This is a genomic window from Vibrio sp. 1580 (assembly GCF_033340055.1).
Genome location: NZ_JAWOVT010000769.1, coordinates 1 through 511, shown reverse-complemented (window position 1 = coordinate 511; position 511 = coordinate 1). Strand labels below are relative to the sequence as shown.

Below are 511 nucleotides of genomic sequence, written 5' to 3'. Positions count from 1 at the left end.
AGGTTCAACGCGATATGCTCAGGGACGACCATCAAATGTTCACTTGAGACTAGGCGATTAACCGCCGCCGAGAAAAATGGGACTTTAAATGTGATATGTCGCGCCAACCCCATCTCTTTTAAAACCGTGTCGGTGCTTGAATCTTTATCGCCGCCACCCGTAACTTTTATGTGCGAATAACTGAGTAAAGCATCCACCGTCAGCTCTTTATAACTCGCTAGCGGGTGTGACGCTTTCATCAAACACACCGAGGTATCAGAACCAATGTTCACGCTTGAAACGCCTTCTGGTTTTGAAGGGTACATGGACGATGCGATGTGGATACCCAGTTCATGCAACTTATCGAGAAAATCTGGTTGCCATAAGCGATAAGCCATATCCAGTTGCGGCGCGAGTTGGCTTAAATGGGAAGCGATATCTGGAAGAACGTACTGAGCAACATAGTCACTAGACGCGACAACTAACTCACCTTGCCAATCTGCCGGTTCGAACGGTTTATCATCAAGCAGAT

Annotated in this window: 1 protein-coding gene; it reads right to left on the bottom strand. The window is 47.2% G+C overall.

The annotated features are described in order from the left end of the window. The coding region (locus tag R7093_RS28290) for a LysR substrate-binding domain-containing protein (RefSeq protein ID WP_318147417.1) at positions 1-511 on the bottom strand (511 nt) is incomplete at both ends.